Origin of the sequence: Mycolicibacterium grossiae (genome assembly GCF_008329645.1) — a bacterium.
Classification (GTDB): Bacteria; Actinomycetota; Actinomycetes; order Mycobacteriales; family Mycobacteriaceae; genus Mycobacterium; species Mycobacterium grossiae.
On record NZ_CP043474.1, the window covers coordinates 2,383,043 to 2,397,489 of the forward strand.

13 protein-coding genes and 1 pseudogene are annotated in these 14,447 nt (G+C 72.5%); 9 read left to right on the plus strand and 5 right to left on the minus strand.

The annotated features are described in order from the left end of the window. Positions 1–27: 27 nt before the first annotated feature. The 3 genes from FZ046_RS11325 to mftR form a co-directional block, all read right to left on the minus strand. The gene (locus tag FZ046_RS11325; RefSeq protein ID WP_070352549.1) at positions 28–1,299 is read right to left on the minus strand and encodes a VOC family protein; all 1,272 of its coding nucleotides are present in this window, start codon (positions 1,297–1,299) and stop codon (positions 28–30) included. Beyond that, positions 1,296–1,808 (minus strand): RNA polymerase sigma factor, encoded by a 513-nt coding sequence (locus tag FZ046_RS11330; protein ID WP_070352548.1) that lies wholly within the window; start codon positions 1,806–1,808, stop codon positions 1,296–1,298. The genes FZ046_RS11325 and FZ046_RS11330 overlap by 4 nt, the downstream gene beginning before the upstream one ends. A gap of 101 nt (positions 1,809–1,909) precedes the next feature. Further along, entirely contained in the window at positions 1,910–2,536 is a 627-nt protein-coding gene (gene mftR / locus FZ046_RS11335; protein WP_070352547.1) for a mycofactocin system transcriptional regulator MftR, read from the minus strand. A 101-nt stretch (positions 2,537–2,637) separates the two neighbouring features. Between mftR and mftA the strand changes: the two genes are divergently transcribed. The 7 genes from mftA to mftG all read left to right on the plus strand — a co-directional run bounded on the left by mftA (position 2,638) and on the right by mftG (position 9,079). Continuing rightward, a complete protein-coding gene (gene mftA / locus FZ046_RS11340) occupies positions 2,638–2,730 on the plus strand; it encodes a mycofactocin precursor MftA (protein ID WP_070352573.1) in 93 nt (30 codons plus the stop codon). Between the two features lie 2 nt (positions 2,731–2,732). Further along, complete coding sequence (gene mftB, locus FZ046_RS11345; protein WP_070352546.1) at positions 2,733–3,029, plus strand: mycofactocin biosynthesis chaperone MftB; 297 nt, start codon at positions 2,733–2,735, stop codon at positions 3,027–3,029. Beyond that, positions 3,026–4,225, plus strand: a complete 1,200-nt coding sequence (mftC, locus tag FZ046_RS11350) for a mycofactocin radical SAM maturase (protein ID WP_070352545.1) — start codon at positions 3,026–3,028, stop codon at positions 4,223–4,225. Before mftB ends, mftC begins: the two co-directional genes overlap by 4 nt. 1 nt (position 4,226) lies before the next feature. Continuing rightward, positions 4,227–5,402, plus strand: a complete 1,176-nt coding sequence (mftD, locus tag FZ046_RS11355) for a pre-mycofactocin synthase MftD (RefSeq protein WP_070352544.1) — start codon at positions 4,227–4,229, stop codon at positions 5,400–5,402. A 121-nt stretch (positions 5,403–5,523) separates the two neighbouring features. After that, positions 5,524–6,255: a mycofactocin biosynthesis peptidyl-dipeptidase MftE gene (gene mftE / locus FZ046_RS11360; RefSeq protein ID WP_070352543.1), complete on the plus strand. Its 732-nt coding sequence runs from the start codon at positions 5,524–5,526 to the stop codon at positions 6,253–6,255. Next, complete coding sequence (gene mftF / locus FZ046_RS11365; RefSeq protein WP_070352571.1) at positions 6,252–7,664, plus strand: mycofactocin biosynthesis glycosyltransferase MftF; 1,413 nt, start codon at positions 6,252–6,254, stop codon at positions 7,662–7,664. Before mftE ends, mftF begins: the two co-directional genes overlap by 4 nt. A gap of 5 nt (positions 7,665–7,669) precedes the next feature. After that, a complete protein-coding gene (mftG, locus tag FZ046_RS11370; RefSeq protein ID WP_070352542.1) occupies positions 7,670–9,079 on the plus strand; it encodes a mycofactocin dehydrogenase MftG in 1,410 nt (469 codons plus the stop codon). Here the strand turns inward: mftG and FZ046_RS11375 are convergent. Continuing rightward, entirely contained in the window at positions 9,069–10,664 is a 1,596-nt protein-coding gene (locus tag FZ046_RS11375) for an MFS transporter (protein ID WP_407664459.1), read from the minus strand. The genes mftG and FZ046_RS11375 overlap by 11 nt on opposite strands. A 94-nt stretch (positions 10,665–10,758) precedes the next feature. On the opposite strand from FZ046_RS11375, the gene FZ046_RS11380 reads away from it, so the two are divergent. Continuing rightward, a complete protein-coding gene (locus FZ046_RS11380; protein WP_070352570.1) occupies positions 10,759–11,421 on the plus strand; it encodes a TetR/AcrR family transcriptional regulator in 663 nt (220 codons plus the stop codon). Here FZ046_RS11380 and FZ046_RS11385 read toward each other — a convergent pair. After that, positions 11,387–12,637 (minus strand): cytochrome P450, encoded by a 1,251-nt coding sequence (locus FZ046_RS11385; RefSeq protein WP_070352541.1) that lies wholly within the window; start codon positions 12,635–12,637, stop codon positions 11,387–11,389. The genes FZ046_RS11380 and FZ046_RS11385 overlap by 35 nt on opposite strands. Before the next feature lie 155 nt (positions 12,638–12,792). Here FZ046_RS11385 and FZ046_RS11390 point away from each other — a divergent pair. Beyond that, positions 12,793–14,348, plus strand: a pseudogene (locus FZ046_RS11390) (carboxylesterase/lipase family protein). The last annotated feature ends 99 nt before the right edge of the window (positions 14,349–14,447 follow it).

Sequence of the window (14,447 nt, forward strand, 5' to 3'; positions counted from 1 at the left end):
ACTGGCCGACTCTAGAACTGGCCGACTCTAGAACTGGCCCAGGTAGAAGCGGTTGCCCTGGTCGTCGGTGCACAGCGCCGACAGGCCGTAGGACTGTTGCGAGGGTTCCTCGAGCACGGTGCCGCCGGCCTGGACGACCTCGGTGACGGCCGCCCCGATGTCGGTCACGGTCCACATCGGCACGGCGGCGGGCTGGTCGCTGCCGCCGGCGGCCCCGGACATCGGGCGGGCGTCGCGGACCTCCCAGCCGTCGTCGATTCGGCCCGGCGCGAAGGACCATCCGAGGACCCGGCCGTAGAACGCGCGGAACGCCGCGGAGTCGGCCACCAGGTACGTCAGATACGACAGCTCGCCGGGCCCCGCCCCGTTCAGTGCCGGCAGGGCCTCGGTGCCGGTCGGCTCGAAGACGGCGAACGCGGTGCCCGCCGGATCGGTGGCGTCGACCGTCGGCCCGTGCGGGGTCTGCTGGACCTCGCCGGCGTCGCCACCCGCCTCGACGATCGCGCGGCGCGCGGCCTGGACGTCGTCCACCGCGTAGCAGCAGAACAGCGTGGGCGGCCCCGGCATCGCGACGATGCCGAGGGGTGCGACGGTGTTGGTGACCCGCCGTGACGCCCGGTCGACTTCCCAGCCCAGGACGCGGCCGTAGAACGCCGCGGTGCGCTCGGGATCGGTCGTCCACACCGACGCGTAGCCGAGGTCGCCGTGACGGATCCGCTCGACCACGCGGACCGGTCCGCTGAGGATCCAGCGGTGCCCGAAGGGGTCGACGACGGCGGCGCTGCGGGCGCCGTGGGCATCGGCGGCGTCGCGTTCGACGGTGGCGCCGGCCGCCGCAGCGCGGGCCAGCGCGGCGTCGGCGTCGTCGACCTCGAGCACCAGACTCACCGAGACCGCCTGCGGTGCAGGGGCACTCAGCCCCAGCTCCGGAAACTCGTCGGCGAGGTACAGCGTGCCGCCGGCCAGCGCCAGTTCGGCGTGCCCGATGCGTCCGTCCGGCATGCGGATCGGCTCGTCGGCGAGCGCCGCGCCGAACGCGTCGGCGTACCAGGCGATGGCGTCGGCGGCGCCGCGCACCGCGAGGTACGGCAGCGCGGCGGGGCGGGGCACCAGCGCGGCGGTGCGGGCGAGATCGGCGAGCGCGGCGTCGGTTCCGGCCATGGTGAGGTCTCCTGTCGTCGGGAGGGACAGCGCGGACTGCAGGCGGGCCCGCAACCGGGCGGCGAAGGCGGGGTCCGGGTCGACCGGGGTGTCACCGTCGCGCAGGACGGCGAGGGGATCGCGGCCGTCGGCGTTCATCGGTCACCTCCGGGGTATTCGTGGCGAAACGCGCGGCGCGCGCGCACCAGCAGCGCCTCGGTGGCGTGCACGGTGCGGCCGAGCAGCTCCGCGCACTCCGGCACCGAGCGGTCGTCGAGGTAGCGCAGCGACAGCACCGCCCGGTGCTGCTCGGGCAGCCGCGCCAGCACGCTCTCGGCCACCAGCCGGTCGAGTTCGGCGTCCCAGCCGTCGTCGGCGGCCGCGTCGGGTGGTTCGGCCACCGGCACGGTGAACCGGTGCGCGCCGCGGCGGTAGTGATCGGCCAGCTTGTGCCGGGCGACGCCGATCAGCCACGGGACGGTGATCGGTGGCGGCGCGGGTCTGCGGGCGGCGTCCATCGCCGCCAGGAACGTCTCGGAGGTCAGGTCCTCGGCCGTGCCGCGGTCCCGGCAGCGCCGGACGAAGTAGCCGTACACCGACGGCAGCGCCTCGTCGTACAGCGCCAGCAGGGCCCGCGGCCCGTCGGGGGAGTCCGTGTCGCCGCGCACACCCTCATCGTCGCCGCGGCGCCCCGAACTCCGACGCCCCTTTTCGCGATTTCGGCGCGCCAACCGTTCCTCAGCGACGGATAGCGCGCCGAAATCACCGGTCAGAGGTGGTCGAGGCCGTCGCCGACGGTGTCGAAGGCGTGGCCGAGGGCCTCGGGCAGCGACACCGACTCGTCGGCCAGCCAGTGGCCGTAGGCCGACAGCGCGACGCCCAGCACCGTCCACGCGACGGTCTGCGGCACCAGCGCGGACACCGGGACCTCCAGCCGGCAGGCGACGAACTCCGCCACCACGGCCCGCCAACCCGCGTACATCGTCATCGAGTAGGCCTGCAGCGCGTCGGTCTCGAGGATCACCCGCATGCGCTGTCGGTGGCGCGCGGTCTCGGCGGCGTCGAAGTCGTTGAACGCCAACAGCGTCGACCGCAGTGCGGCGCGCACCCCGACGTCGGCGGGGACGGCGCCCAGCAGGTCGCGCATGTGGTTCAGGTGGGCGTTGAAGTCGCCCCACGGGATCGCGTTCTTCGACGGGTAGTAGCGGAACAGCGTGCGCCGCGCGATGCCCGCGGCCTCGGCGACGTCGTCGACGCTGACCTCGTCGAAGCCGCGCTCGGCGAACAGGGCGAGCGCGACGTGCGTGATGTCGTCGCCCGTGGTGGAGCGGCGGCGGCCGACGCGCGGCGCCACGTCACCGGCGGCGGGGCCGCGGCGCGGCGGAGAACTCGGCACGGCACCACCCTTCCATTACGGCACTCGATGCCATATTCTTGCGATCTCGATCACAATCGTCTCGCACCGCGGTGCGGGTCACGGCCGAAAGGGTGAAAGCCATGGAGCAGGAGCAGACCACCGCCGAGCAGGACCTGGTCACCGAGAGCCTCGTCGAAGAGGTGTCGATCGACGGCATGTGCGGGGTCTACTGACCGTGTCCGCCCCCACCATCGTGGTGGACTTCGATCCCGAGGCCGGCTGGCGGCTGCACCACCAGGTGGCGGTGCGGCCGGAGCCGTTCGGGGCGCTGCTGTACCACTTCGGGACGCGCAAGCTCTCGTTCCTGAAGAACCGCACCATCGTCGAGGTGGTCCAGTCCCTCGACGACCACCCCGACGCCCGGTCCGCCCTGCGGGCCGCCGGCATCGACGACGCCGGGCAGGCGCCGTACGTGCACGCACTCGGGGTACTGGTGTCCTCGCACATGCTGGTCCGCAAGGGAGAGTCATGACCGCCGTCGTTCCGGTACCCCGCCTGGTCGACCAGTTCGAGCGCGGCCTCGACGCGCCCATCTGCCTGACGTGGGAACTGACCTACGCCTGCAACCTGTCGTGCGTGCACTGCCTGTCGGCCTCGGGCCGGCGCGACCCGCGCGAGCTGACCACCCAGCAGTGCAAGGACGTCATCGACGAACTCGAGCGCATGCAGGTGTTCTACGTCAACATCGGTGGCGGCGAACCGACTGTGCGGTCGGACTTCTGGGAACTGGTCGACTACGCGACCGCCCACCACGTCGGGGTGAAGTTCTCCACCAACGGCGTCCGCATCACGCCCGAGGTGGCGGCGAAGCTGGCCGCCAGTGACTACGTCGACGTACAGATCTCGCTCGACGGCGCCACCGCCGAGGTGAACGACGAGGTGCGCGGGCCGGGTTCGTTCGCGATGGCGATCCGGGCGCTGGAGAACCTCGCGGCGGCGGGCTTCGCCGACGCGAAGATCTCGGTGGTGGTCACCCGTCACAACGTCGACCAGCTCGACGACTTCAAGGCGCTCGCCGACCGCTACGGCGCGACGTTGCGAATCACGCGGCTGCGTCCCTCGGGCCGCGGTGCCGACGTGTGGGATGAGCTGCACCCCACCGCCGCTCAACAGAAGCAGCTCTACGACTGGCTGGTGGCCAAGGGTGAGCGCGTGCTGACCGGCGACTCGTTCTTCCACCTGTCGGGCCTCGGCGAACCGGGTGCGCTGGCCGGGCTGAACCTCTGCGGCGCAGGCCGGGTGGTCTGCCTGATCGACCCCGTCGGTGACGTCTACGCCTGCCCGTTCGCGATCCACGAGAAGTTCCTCGCCGGAAACGTCCTCACCAGCAACGGCTTTGCCGACGTCTGGCAGAACTCGGAGCTGTTCCGGGAGCTGCGCGAGCCGCAGTCGGCGGGCGCGTGCAGCGGCTGCGGCCACTACGACGCCTGCCGCGGCGGCTGCATGGCCGCCAAGTTCTTCACCGGTCTGCCGCTGGACGGGCCGGATCCCGAATGCGTGCAGGGCTACGGCGAGCCCGCGCTGGCGCTCGAACGCGACAAGCCCAAGCCGAGCGTCGACCACTCGCGTTCCGCGGGCCGCGCCAAGGGCCCGGTCCCGCTGACGCTCCTCACCGTCCCACCCAAGAAGACCCCACCCCAGAAGTTCTGCAACGAAAGTCCGATCTGACATGGCCCGCGACACCTGGTTCGAAACCGTGGCGATTGCCCAGCAGCGCGCGAAGAAGCGTCTGCCGAAGTCCGTCTACGGTGCGCTCATCGGCGGCAGCGAGGCCGGCCTCACCGTCAACGGCAACAACGCGGCGTTCAACGAACTGGGCTTCGCGCCGCACGTCATCGGCGCGCTGGAGAAGCGTGACCTCGCGACGACCGTGATGGGACAACAGGTTTCGCTGCCGGTCCTGATCTCGCCGACCGGCGTGCAGGCCGTGCACCCGGACGGCGAGGTGGCGGTCGCGCGTGCCGCGGCCGCCCGCGGCACCGCGATGGGGCTCTCGTCGTTCGCCAGCAAGCCGATCGAGGAGGTCATCGCCGCCAACCCGAAGCTGTTCTTCCAGCTCTACTGGCTCGGCGACCGCGACGCCGTCGCCGCCCGGGTCGAGCGGGCCCGCGCGGCCGGCGCGGTGGGTCTGATCCTCACCACCGACTGGAGCTTCAGCCACGGCCGGGACTGGGGCAGCCCCAAGATCCCGGAGAAGATGGACCTCAAGACGATCATCAAGCTCTCCCCGGAGGGTCTAGTGCGGCCGCGCTGGTTCGTTCAATGGGCCAAGACGCTGCGCCCGCCGGGCCTGTCGGTGCCCAACCAGGGCGCCGCCGGCGAGGCCGGCCCGGCGTTCTTCGAGGCCTACGGGCAGTGGATGTTCACACCACCGCCCACCTGGGAGGACGTCGCCTGGCTCGCCGAGCTGTGGGGCGGCCCCCTGATGCTCAAGGGCGTCATCCGCGTCGACGACGCCAAACGCGCTGTCGACGCCGGAGTCTCGGCGATCTCGGTGTCCAACCACGGCGGCAACAACCTCGACGGCACGCCGGCGTCCATCCGGGCGCTCCCGGCCATCGCCGGGGCCGTCGGCGACCAGGTCGAGGTGTTGCTCGACGGCGGCGTGCGGCGCGGCAGCGACGTGGTCAAGGCCCTCGCGCTGGGCGCCCGGGCGGTCATGATCGGCCGCGCCTACCTGTGGGGGCTGGCTGCCGAGGGCCAGACCGGCGTGGAGAACGTCCTCGACATCCTCTCCGGCGGCATCGACTCGGCGCTGCGGGGGCTCGGCAAGGCCTCGGTGCATGATCTGACCCCTGCCGACGTCCTCATCCCGGAGGGCTTTACTCGCACCCTGGGAGCGTGACGACGCGCCCCGCGTCTGGGGCGAACGAGGCGGACGGGACAGCCGTGGTGGCCTCACCTGCGGGTCGGGAAACGACCCGAAATCCGGTGGGGTCGGTACGCCAACAATCGGCGCACGACAGGTGAATTCGGCCTACCATCGGCGGGTGGCCCATCCCAGTCAACTCGGGGGAACGACGTCGAGGCAGGTCAGCACCCTGGTTCCCGCGTTGCTCGTTCCCGTCGGATCGACCGAGCAGCATGGGCCGCACCTTCCGCTGGACACCGACACCCGCATCGCGGTCGCGGTCGCCGGCGCCGTCACCGACCACCTGACGGGCGACTGGCTACTCGCCCCGGCGGTGAGCTACGGCTCGAGCGGTGAGCACCAGGACTTCGCCGGCACCGTGTCCATCGGCACCGAGGCGCTGCGGCTGCTGCTCGTCGAGTTCGGCCGTTCGGCCTGCCAGTGGGCGTCGCGGGTGGTGTTCGTCAACGGCCACGGCGGCAACGTCGAGGCGCTCGCGGCGGCCGTGGGGCTGTTGCGGGAGGAGGGCCGCGACGTCGCCTGGACGCCGTGCGGCGTCCGCGGCGGCGACGCGCACGCCGGCCGCACCGAAACGTCTGTATTGCTACATATTTCGCCCGAGGACGTCTGGCTCGACGCCCGTGTTCCCGGCAATGACGCGCCACTCGCCGAGTTGCTGCCCCGTCTGCGGCGCGGCGGCGTGGCGGCCGTCAGCCCCAGCGGCGTGCTCGGCGACCCGATGGCCGCCACCGCCGCGGAGGGCGAGGACGTGCTGGCCGAGATGGTGGCCGGCGCCGCACGCGCCATCACGGCGTGGCGGCCCGACGCGCGCGGGATGCTGGCGTGACGGGCCCTCGCCTGCCCGATGGCTTCGCCGTGCAGGTCGACCGGCGGGTCCGCGTGCTCGGCGAGGGCGCCGCGCTGCTGGGCGGTTCCCCGACGCGCTTGCTGCGGCTGGCCCCGGCGGCGCAGACGATGCTGCGCGGCGGCCGGCTCGAGGTGCGCGACGCCCAGAGCGCGCAACTGGCACGCACCCTGCTCGACGCGACCGTGGCGCATCCCCGCCCCGCCACCGGGCCGTCGCACCGCGACGTGACCGTCGTGATCCCGGTGCGGGACAACCTCTCCGGCGTGCAGCGGCTGGTGCGATCGCTGCGCGGGATGTGCGTCGTGGTGGTCGACGACGGGTCCGTGGTGCCGGTCCGCACCACCGACTTCGACGGCGTGGTCGGCGACCTGCGGGTGCTGCGGCACAGCAGCAGCAGGGGACCGGCCGCGGCCCGCAACACCGGGGCGGCGGCGTGCGGCACCGAGCTGGTCGCGTTCCTGGACTCCGACGTAGTGCCGCGGCGTGGCTGGCTCGAGGCGCTGCTGGGGCACTTCTGCGATCCGGCGGTGGCGCTGGTGGCGCCGCGCATCGTGGCGCTGCGCGAACCCGACGGCATGATCGGCCGGTACGAGGCCGTCCGCTCGTCGCTCGACCTCGGCCACCGCGAAGCCCCGGTGCTGCCGTTCTCCCCGGTCTCCTACGTGCCGAGCGCAGCGATGATCTGCCGTCGCCGGGTGCTGCACGAGGTGGGCGGGTTCGACGAGTCGTTGCGCTCCGGCGAGGACGTCGATCTGTGCTGGCGCTTCCACCAGGTGGGGGCACGGCTGCGCTACGAACCCATTGCGCTGGTGGGACACGACCACCGCACCCACGTGCGGGAGTGGTTGTCGCGCAAGGCCTTCTACGGGGCATCGGCGGCGCCGCTGTCGCAGCGGCATCCGGGCAAGACGGCACCGCTGGTGATCTCCGGATGGACGCTGCTGGTGTGGCTGCTGCTGGCGATGGGCTCCGGCGTCGGGTACCTGCTGTCGACGGTCGCGGCGGTCATCACCGGCCGGCGCATCGCCAAGGCGCTCAGCGCGGTGGACACCGAACCGCGCGAGGTCGCCGCGGTGGCGGCGCGCGGGCTCTGGTCGGCGGCGCTGCAGCTGGCGTCGGCCATCTGCCGGCACTACTGGCCGGTGGCCCTGGTCGCCGCGCTGGCGTTCCGGCGGTGCCGGCAGGTGGTGCTGGTCGCCGCGGTCGTTGACGGCGTGGTCGACTGGGCCACCCGCCACGGTGACGCCGGTGACGACGGCCAGCGGCTCGGGTTGATCACGTACCTGGCGCTCAAGCGCCTCGACGACATCGCGTACGGTCTCGGACTGTGGACCGGGGTGGTGCGCGAACGTCATTTCGGCGCGCTGAAACCTCGGATCCGCACCTGACGGACGTGGCTGCCGATGTGCTGATCGTCGGTGCCGGCAGCGCCGGTTGCGTTCTGGCCGAACGACTCTCCGCCGATCCGGACTGCCGCGTGCTGGTGGTCGAAGCCGGCCCCGGCCTCTCGGACCCGGGGGTGGCGGCACAGATCAGCGACGGTCTGCGGCTGCCGATCGGCGACGCCAGCTCCGTGGTGCGCCGGTACGCGACGACGTTGACCGAGGACCCGCTCCGCCCGGCGGTGCTGATGCGCGGGGCCGTGGTCGGCGGCTCGGGCGCAGTCAACGGCGGCTACTTCTGCCGTGGCCTGCCCGCGGACTTCGCCGCCTGGCAGATGCCGGGCTGGTCATGGGACGACGTCCTCCCGCACTTCCGGGCCATCGAGACCGACCGCGACCACGGCGGGCCGCTGCACGGCGACGCGGGGCCCATGCTGATCCGCCGGGTGACCGACCTCGAGCAGGGCGCCGTCGCGTTCGTGGAGGCGGCGCGGGCGCTCGGCTACCCATGGATCGAGGACCTCAACGGCGTCAGCCCCGATGCGCCGCCCCGGCCGGGAGTCGGTGCAGTACCGCTCAACATCGACCGCGGCACCCGGGTCGGACCCGGCGGCGCCTTCCTCGCACCGGCCGCGCACCGGCCGAACCTGCGGGTGCTCGACCGCACCGCGGTGCACCGCATCCGGATCTCCGGCGGCCGGGCGACGGGCGTCGACTGCGTCGGTCCCGACGGCGCCCGGACGCTGACGGCGGACCGCATCGTGCTCTCGGCGGGGGCCATCGGCAGCGCACACCTGCTGCTGCTGTCCGGCGTGGGGCCCGCGGCGGACCTGCGGGCCCTCGACGTGCCGGTGCATGCGGACCTGCCGGTGGGGGCGCGGTGCGTCGACCACCCCGAGTGGGTGCTGCCCGTCGACTGGCCGGCCGCCCCCGGGCGTCCGCCGCTGGAGGCCGTCCTGGTGACCGACGGTCTCGAGATACGGCCCTACACCACGGGTTTCGGTGCGATGACCGGCGGACCGGAGCACCCCGAGGACCGCCCGCACCTCGGGGTGACCCTGACCCGGCCGCGGGCCCGGGGCCGCATCCGGCTGCGCTCGGCGGATCCCGGTGTCGCGCCGCGCATCGAGCACCGCTACGACACCGAACCCGACGACGTGGCCGCGCTGACCGCCGGGGCCGACCTCGCGCACGACCTGGCCGGTACGGGTTATGCGGCGCGACAGGCGCATTGGTCGACATCGCAACACCTGTGCGGATCGGCGCCGTTGGGCGAGGTGCTCGACGAGCGCTGCCGGGTGCTCGGCGTCGGCGGGCTCTGGGTGGTGGACGGGTCGATCATGCCCGACATCACCAGCCGCGGACCGCACGCCACGATCGTCATGATCGGAAGTCGGGCAGCGGAATTCGTCAGTGCGTGACCGTGGATGACCGGCGGTCGAGCAGCCGGCGCACGAACCGCAACTGGCGGCCGTCGCGTCCGGGCGCCCACAACGCGATCACGGCGGCCGCTGCCACGATGACGCCGGCCAACACCACCAGCGACGCATTCATCGACTCGAGGAACGCCACCCGTGCCAGGTCGGCGAGTCGGGGACCGGCCGGGCCGAGCCGTTCGGACACGGCGAGCGCCTGGGCGAGCGAGTCGGTGGCCGGTCCGCGCACCGACTCCGGGAGGTCGGCCAGGCGGGGACCCAGTGCGGTGCCGTAGTGCGCGGCGAGAATGGAGCCGGCCACCGCGATGCCGAGCGCGGCGCCGATCTCGCGGGTGGCGTCGTTCACCGCCGAGGCGACGCCCTGCTTCTCATCGGGCACGGCACCCATCACCGCCGACGTGGTTGGCGCCGTGCACAATCCGATGCCGGTGCTCATGACGAGCAGCGGCCAGGCCACCGCGAGGTAGTCCGAGTCCACCTCGAGCAGCCGCATGCAGAACAGACCCGCGGCCAGCAGCACCAGACCCACCGTCAGCACCAGCCGCAGCCCCACCCGCGGCAGGTACCACTCGTTCGTGGCGCTGAGTACCAGCACCGGCCCGATCAGCGGTGCGATGGCGAACGCCGTGTGCAGTGCGCTGTAGCCCATCACCAGCTGGATGTATTGGATCGCCACGAAGAAGAAGCCGAAGTTGGCGAAGAACAGGATGGTGATGCCGACGGCTCCGGTGGCGAAGTCCGGCCGTCCGAACAGCCGGACGTCGAGCAGGGGATGGGGGAGGCGCAGCTGCACGAACGCGAAGGCCGCGGCCATCGCGACTCCCGCCGCGATGCAGCCCCACACCAGGGGGTGAGTCCACCCGCGCACCGGCGCCTCGACGATGCCGAAGACGAAGATCGCGACCGCACCCCCGATGAGCGCGGCGCCGCGCCAGTCCAGCGGCGTGGCGTTCTCGTCGCGCGACGAAGAGACGGTGAGGGTCAGTACGAAGAGCACCGCGGTGGCACCGGCGAAGGTCCAGAAGATCGACTGCCAGGCGAAGGCGTGCAGCAGCAGACCCGAGCCGATGAAGCCGAACACCGCACCCGAGCCGACCACCCCCGCCCAGATGCCGACCGCCTTGTTGCGCTCCTGGCGCGGGTAGGCCGCGGTCAGCAAGGACAGCGTGGCGGGCATGATGAACGCCGCCCCCGCACCCGCCACGGCGCGCGCGGCGATGATCTGCATCGGGCTGTCGAACACCACCGGGGCGAACGACGCGACCGCGAAGATGGCGAGGCCGCACAGCAGCGCACCGCGCCGGCCGTAGCGGTCGCCGAGGGCTCCGGCGGGCAGCAGTAGGCACGCGAGCACCAGCGTGTATCCGTCGACGACCCAGGTGAGCTGCGCCTGCGTGGCGGCGGTGTCCACGGCGATGTCGCCGAGGGCGGTGTTGAGCGCGATCATCGACGACACGACGAGGCTGACGTCGAGGCAGGCCACGATCAGCAGCCACAGCCGGGCGCGCGAGGAGAGAGCCGCCATGGCGGCGTCGGTAGGCTGGTCGGGCGGAGCGAGTGCGTCGGCCACGTGGGGATCCCTCCGCCGATGCGATACTTCCAAGACACGCCGTCTTGATGCGAGACTAACAGTCTTGTTTCCCGTCGCGAAGGGATTCAAACCGATGTCCGCTGGCCGCACCGATCCTCGGCCGGCGCGCTCCCGGGCGCGCCTGCTCGACGCGGCGACGGCACTGCTCAGCGCCGGCGGTCCCAGCGCGGTCACGGTCGACGCCGTCACCCGCGCCTCGAACGTCGCGCGGGCGACGCTCTACCGACACTTCCCGAGCGGCAACGACCTGCTGGCCGCCGCGTTCCACGCGTTGATCCCGCCGGCGCCCACCCCGCCCGACGACGGTTCGCTGCGCGACCGCCTGGTGGCGCTGGTCCGTGCCCAGGCCGCCCTGATCGCCGAGGCGCCGGTCAGCATCGCCGCGATGTCCTGGCTGGCGCTCGGCGGCGACATGGAACAGCTGCCGTGGGGACGCGGCCGGGCGACGGCGGAGAGTCGCGAGGTGCAGACGCTGCGCGAGCGCGTCGCCGAGCAGTACGCCGCGCCCTTCGACGCGATCCTGGACAGCCCCGACGCCGTCGCGGTGCTCGGCGAGGTCGACCGGACCCGTGCCGCGGCGCTGCTCCTGGGGCCGATCGTGCTGGGCAAGCTCAGCACGCTGCCCGACTTCGACTACTCCGACATCGCCGAGGTGGCCGTGGACGGCTTTCTGGCCACCCACGCCCGTCCGCGCGGCGGGACTACCGCAGCGAGTACCGAATCGGCAGGTGCTTGAGCCCACCGACGAACGTCGTCGCGGTCAGTTCCGGCTCGCCGGCCAGTTCGATCGCGTCGAGACGGGGGAGCAGCTCGGTGAAGAGGCTGTTCATCTCCATCCTCGCCAGCGCCGCGCCCAGGCAGAAGTGCACGCCGTAGCCGAACGAGAGGTGCTTGTTGGGGTCGCGGCCCACGTCGAAGCGGAACGGCTCGTCGAAGATCTCCTCGTCGCGGTTGCCCGACACGTACGCGAGGTACACCGAGTCGCCCTTGGCGATCGGCACGCCGCGCACCTCGGTGTCCTCGGCCGCGGTCCGCATGAACTCCTTGACCGGCGTCGACCAGCGGATCATCTCCTCGACCGCCGTGCCCATCAGGCCCGGGTCGCGGCGCAGCCGCTCGCGTTCGCCGGGATTCGCGATCAGCGCGTGCAGGCCGCCGGAGATGGCGTCCTTGGTGGTGTCGTGGCCGGCGCTCGCGACGATGACGTAGTAGGAGACGGTGTCCATGTCGCTCAGCGGCCCGCCGTCGACGCGGCCGTTGGCGATCGCCGAAGCGAGATCGTCGGTCGGGGTCTCCCGGCGCGACGCGGTCAGGCGGGAGAAGTAGTCGAAGAAGTCGGCCAGCACCGCGAGCATGTCCTCGGGTGTCTTGCCGCGCTGGAACTCCTCGTCGTCGCCGCCGAACATCTCCTGGGTCAGCATGTGCATGCGGCCGTAGTCCTCCTCGGGCAGGCCGAGCAGCGACATGATCACGTACAGCGGGAACTGGACGGCGATGTCGGTGACGAAGTCGCATTCCGGGCCGATGTCGCGCATCTGGTCCACGTAGCGCTTGGCCAGCTCGTCGACGCGCAGCTTCAACGCCCGCATCGCCTTCGGCCGGAACCAGTCGGCGCCGATCGCGCGCACCTTGCGGTGGTGCGGATCGTCCATGTGGATCAGCGTGCGCAGGCCGATGCCCGCCTCCAGCTGGGCCTTCAGTACGTCGTCGGCCTCGGCCGTCGCGAGCAGCGGCCGCGGCTCGGACAGGAACAGATCGTTGGCCCGCTCGACCGCCATGATGTCGGCGTGCCGGGTGATCGCCCAGAACGGCCGGTACGGCGGATTGTCCACCCACGCAACGGGTTCGTGCGCCCGCAGATGGCTCAGCGCCGCGTGCAGCCGAGCGTCGTCGGCGTACGCCGACGGGTCTGCCAGGACCTTGGCCGCTTCGTCCATCGTGGGGGTGCTCATGACGACTCCTCGCTCTGCGCCGGGGCTGTTGACGCGTGTCGAGTGGAGCTTAGGAGCCGCCCGGCGGCGCGATGGCCGGATTGCGGGAATCGCCGCCGGGCGCCGCTGGCCTAGGCTCGGCGGTCGTGACCCCACTGCGGATCGGCCGGCTCACGATGGTCGTGGCCGCCTGCGTGGCGCTGATCCTCGGCTGCGGCCGAGAGACCGCCGCGCCGGCCACGCCACCGGCCGACCCGGCCGTGGTTCAGACCGCGGGTGGGTCCGTGCGCGGCGTGGTGGCCGACGACCACCGCTTCTTCGGCGGTCTGCCGTATGCCGCACCGCCGGTGGGCCCGCTGCGCTGGCAGCCGCCCGCGCCCGCCGCCCCGTGGCCGTCCGAGCGCGACGCCACGAAGCTCGGGCCGCGCTGCATCCAGGACATCGGCGACCTCGAGATGGGCAGGCAGACCGACGAGGACTGCCTGACGCTGAACGTGTGGACCCCGCCGGTGTCGACCAACCCGCGCGCGGTCCTGGTGTGGATCCACGGCGGCGCCTTCATCAACGGCAGCGGCGGCATCTACGACTCGCGCTGGCTGGCCACCCGCGGCGACGTCGTCGTCGTGACGCTCAACTACCGGCTCGGCGCGCTGGGCTTCCTCGCCCACCCCGCCCTCGGCGCGCCCGGCGCCGTCGGCAATTACGGGCTGGCCGACCAGCAGGCTGCGCTGCGCTGGGTGCACGACAACATCGCGGCCTTCGGCGGCGATCCCGACCGGGTCACGATCGCCGGCGAATCCGCGGGCGGCATGTCGGTGTGCGCGACCACCTCGTCGCCCCCGGATCGGCGGGACTGTTCCGGGCCGCCATCATCCAGAGCGGGCCGTGCCAGGCACAGCTGGCGCTCCCGGAGGCCGAACGCATCAGCATCGACTACGCACGCGACGCCGGCTGCGCGGACCCCGCGACCGCGGCCGCCTGCCTGCGGGCACTGCCGGTCAACCGGCTGCGCGACCCGGTGCGCTACTACCGGATCGGCGAGGACGCGCTGTCCGGGCCGGTGACCGGTAGCGCCGAGCTGCCCCGGGACCCGATGGCCGCGCTCGCGGCCGGCGACGCCGCGCGCGTCCCGGTGCTGATCGGCAGCAACCGCGACGAGTTCACGCTGTTCATGGCCCTGCAGTACCTCCGCGGCGAGGAGCTGGCCGGTGCGGACTACCCGCGCGTGCTGGCCGAGACGTTCGGCGGCCGCGACGCCGGCGCGGTCGCGGCGCGGTATCCGCTCGACCGCTTCGGTGGCAGCGCGCCGCTCGCCTACTCCGCGGCGGTCACCGACGCGGCGTTCGCCTGCGTCGACGCGCGCCTCGTCGACGACCTGGCACCGCATGCGCCGGTCTACGCCTACGAGTTCGACGATCCGCGCGCGCCGGCGCCGGAACCCTTCTACACGCTGCCGTTCCCGGTGGGCGCCAGCCACTCACTGGAGCTGCGCTACCTGTTCGACGTGGGCGGCGCGCGCCCGTTCACACCGGCCCAGCAGGTGCTGTCCGACCAGATGCTCGACTACTGGAGCGCGTTCGTCCGCGACGGCGAACCCGCCGTCGACGGCCTGCCGGAGTGGCCCCAGGCCTCCGACGGGCGGCGCCTGATCCTGCGACCGGAGGCCATCGGGGTGGCCGACGACTTCGCTCGCGTGCACCAGTGCGAGTTCTGGACGGGCATTCGACGCTGACTGCCCCGCCTTTCGCTCACCGCTGACCAGGCATTGCGCGCATTCGAGGTTTGCCGATCGGCGGTTCGGGCTACGGTCCGGCGACGGCCCGGCAGTGGC

Excerpts from the sequence above, each read along its gene's own strand:
- FZ046_RS11325 (WP_070352549.1), bottom strand. The coding sequence starts at position 1,299 with ATGAACGCCGACGGCCGCGATCCCCTCGCCGTCCTGCGCGACGGTGAC.
- mftA (WP_070352573.1), top strand. The coding sequence starts at position 2,638 with ATGGAGCAGGAGCAGACCACCGCCGAGCAGGACCTGGTCACCGAGAGC.
- mftC (WP_070352545.1), top strand. The coding sequence starts at position 3,026 with ATGACCGCCGTCGTTCCGGTACCCCGCCTGGTCGACCAGTTCGAGCGC.
- mftD (WP_070352544.1), top strand. The coding sequence starts at position 4,227 with ATGGCCCGCGACACCTGGTTCGAAACCGTGGCGATTGCCCAGCAGCGC.
- FZ046_RS11380 (WP_070352570.1), top strand. The coding sequence starts at position 10,759 with ATGTCCGCTGGCCGCACCGATCCTCGGCCGGCGCGCTCCCGGGCGCGC.
- FZ046_RS11385 (WP_070352541.1), bottom strand. The coding sequence starts at position 12,637 with ATGAGCACCCCCACGATGGACGAAGCGGCCAAGGTCCTGGCAGACCCG.